General features: G+C 63.0%; 3 protein-coding genes and 1 pseudogene. 1 reads left to right on the top strand and 3 read right to left on the bottom strand.

Annotated features, from left to right (window positions below):
• The coding region (locus AC2FM3_RS17850; protein ID WP_496684582.1) for an O-antigen ligase domain-containing protein at positions 1-886 on the top strand (886 nt) is incomplete at its 5' end.
• On the opposite strand, the gene phoB is transcribed toward AC2FM3_RS17850, so the two are convergent.
• From phoB to AC2FM3_RS17835, 3 genes and pseudogenes are all read right to left on the bottom strand, one after another.
• The gene (gene phoB, locus AC2FM3_RS17845) at positions 871-1,554 is read right to left on the bottom strand and encodes a phosphate regulon transcriptional regulator PhoB (protein WP_496684579.1); all 684 of its coding nucleotides are present in this window, start codon (positions 1,552-1,554) and stop codon (positions 871-873) included. The two genes, AC2FM3_RS17850 and phoB, sit on opposite strands and share 16 nt — an antisense overlap.
• The gene (phoU, locus tag AC2FM3_RS17840) at positions 1,554-2,282 is read right to left on the bottom strand and encodes a phosphate signaling complex protein PhoU (RefSeq protein WP_496684577.1); all 729 of its coding nucleotides are present in this window, start codon (positions 2,280-2,282) and stop codon (positions 1,554-1,556) included. Before phoU ends, phoB begins: the two co-directional genes overlap by 1 nt.
• A pseudogene (locus tag AC2FM3_RS17835) lies at positions 2,279-2,438 on the bottom strand (phosphate ABC transporter ATP-binding protein); the annotation flags it as partial. The pseudogene AC2FM3_RS17835 and the gene phoU, both read right to left, overlap by 4 nt.

Genomic DNA, 2,438 nt, shown 5'->3' with positions numbered 1-2,438 from the left:
CAGACTGGGGCTGTGGACCCTGTGCCTTGCGCCCCCGCTGTTGGCGGCACCTTATCTGGGCCTGCCCAGCCAGATCTTCACCTCACCGCTCAAGGCGGTAGGTGGGCCGGGGCCCGAGTATTTCTCAGTCTATCTCTACACGATCGACCCGGCCAGTTGGACGCCCCGGTGGCAGTTCTTCGCGCCCTGGTCGCCATTTGCCGCCCTGCTGGGGGTATGCATGGTCCTGTTCGCGCTCGAAGAGCGGCACCGTGGATGGATGACCGTCGGGCTGAGCGCGGGTATTCTCATGATCCTGGCGTCGAAATCCCGCATGGGGCTGGTCGGGCTGGTGGCCTGCACACTGGGACCGCGCCTTTTGCCTTTGGTGGCGCGCAGCATCGGATGGTTTCTGGTGTCGGCCGTGGCGACGGCGTCCGCGGCGTGGGGGGCGGCTGCAATTGATCTGGGAAACCAGGCACTGCACAATTTCAAATCGGCCCGCGCCGACAGCACACGCGTGCGCGAAACCCTGCAACGCATCGCCTATGAACGCTGGCAGTCCGACGCGGTGCTGTTTGGTCACGGAACGGTTCAGCCCGGTGCGCATTTGGTCGAATACATGCCCATCGGAAGCCACCACACCTGGTACGGCCTTCTGTTCGTCAAGGGCATCACCGGTTTCGTGGCGTTTCTTGTCCCCTTCGCCGTGCATTTCGGCGTGGTGATCACCGACGCGGTCCGCTCAGCGCGGGGACGGCTGCCGCTGGGCCTATTGACGACCCTTCTGCTGCTGACCTTCGGCGAAAACATCGAGATCGAGGCCTATCTGCTCTGGCCCGCGCTGCTGATGCTGGGGTGCCACCTGCGCGAAATGGCAGAGGTCCGGGCTCAGCCGAGCGCGTAACCGGCCCCGCGCACGGTGCGGATCGGGTCATCCCCCCCACGCACCGTCAAAGCTTTTCGCAAACGCCCGATATGCACATCGACGGTCCGGGTATCCACGTAGATATCGCGCCCCCAGACCCGGTCGAGCAATTGTTCGCGACTCCAGACCCGGCCCGGCTTTTCCATGAAGGTCGACAGCAGCCGGAACTCGGTCGGACCCAGCTTGATGTCCTCGCCCGCGCGGGTCACACGGTGGGTTTCGCCATCCAGAACGATGTCATCGTATTCCAACCGCTCGCCCACGGCAGCGGGGCGGGTCCGCCGGAACTGGGATTTGACCCGGGCCATCAGCTCGATCACCGAATAGGGCTTGGTGACATAGTCGTCGGCACCGGTTTCCAGCCCCCGCACCTTGTCGACCTCGTCGGACCGGGCCGACAGCATGATCACGGGGATCGCACGGGTGGCCGCGGTCATCTTCAGCTGCCGGCAGATCTCGATCCCGGAAACGCCGGGCAGCATCCAGTCCAGCAAGATAAGGTCGGGCGGGGCCTCTTTGATCTGCAGCAGGGCTTCGTCGCCGTTCTCGGCCTGTACGACCGTGAACCCCTCGGCCTCAAGATTGTAGCGGATGATCTCGCGCTGGGACGGCTCGTCTTCGACGACAAGGATCGTAGGGGTGGGCATCACCGGACCTCGGTCATTTCCGTTGGTGTCTGATCCTGACGTGGACGATCATCATCCGGTAACTCGCCGGTGACCAAATAGATCGTCTGCTCGGCGATGCCGGTGGCGTGGTCGCCGATCCGCTCAAGATTTTTTGCGACAAAGTGCAAATGCATACCGACGGTGATATTGGCCGGTTTCTCCATCATGTGCGTCAGCAGGGTCCGGAACACGTTGTTGTAGATCGAATCCACCTCGGCATCGCGTTCACGGATGCTTTGCGCCGCGTCCAGATCACGCTGCATAAACGCTTCCAGTGCGTCGGCCAGCATGGCCTGGACCAACTGGGCCTGGCGTGCGATCGCCGCGGTCACCTCGTCCAGGCTGGACGATGCCGCGATGGTGATGGCGCGCTTGGCGATGTTCTTGGCGTGGTCGCCGCTGCGTTCCAGTTGATTGGCGATGGTGAAGGTGGCCAGAACCACGCGCAGATCGACGGCGGTGGGGGCACGGCGCGCTATGATGTTGGCGGCCTCGGTCTTCACCAGCTCCTCCAACTCGTCGATGCTGCGGTCGGCCTTGACCGTCCGTTGGGCCAGATCCATATCCCGATCGCGCAACGCGTTGATTGCATCGGACAGCCCGGTTTCGACCAGCCCACCCATGCGCATCAGGTGTGCCTGGACGGCCTCCAATTCCGTGTCGAAGGACCGGACGATGTGCTTTTCCTTCATGGCTTCGTCGGTCATCCGATCCTCCCAGTGATATAGGATTCGGTGCGGGGATCTTCGGGGTTGGTGAAGATCTGGCCGGTGTCACCGTATTCGACAAGGCTGCCCAGGTGGAAAAACGCGGTTTTCTGGCTGACGCGGGCGGCCTGCTGCATCGAATGGGTCACGATCACA

The organism is Ruegeria sp. BHSB172, from assembly GCF_059613165.1.
Note: the sequence above shows the minus strand (reverse complement) of the source record. Positions and strands in the feature narration are given on the sequence as shown.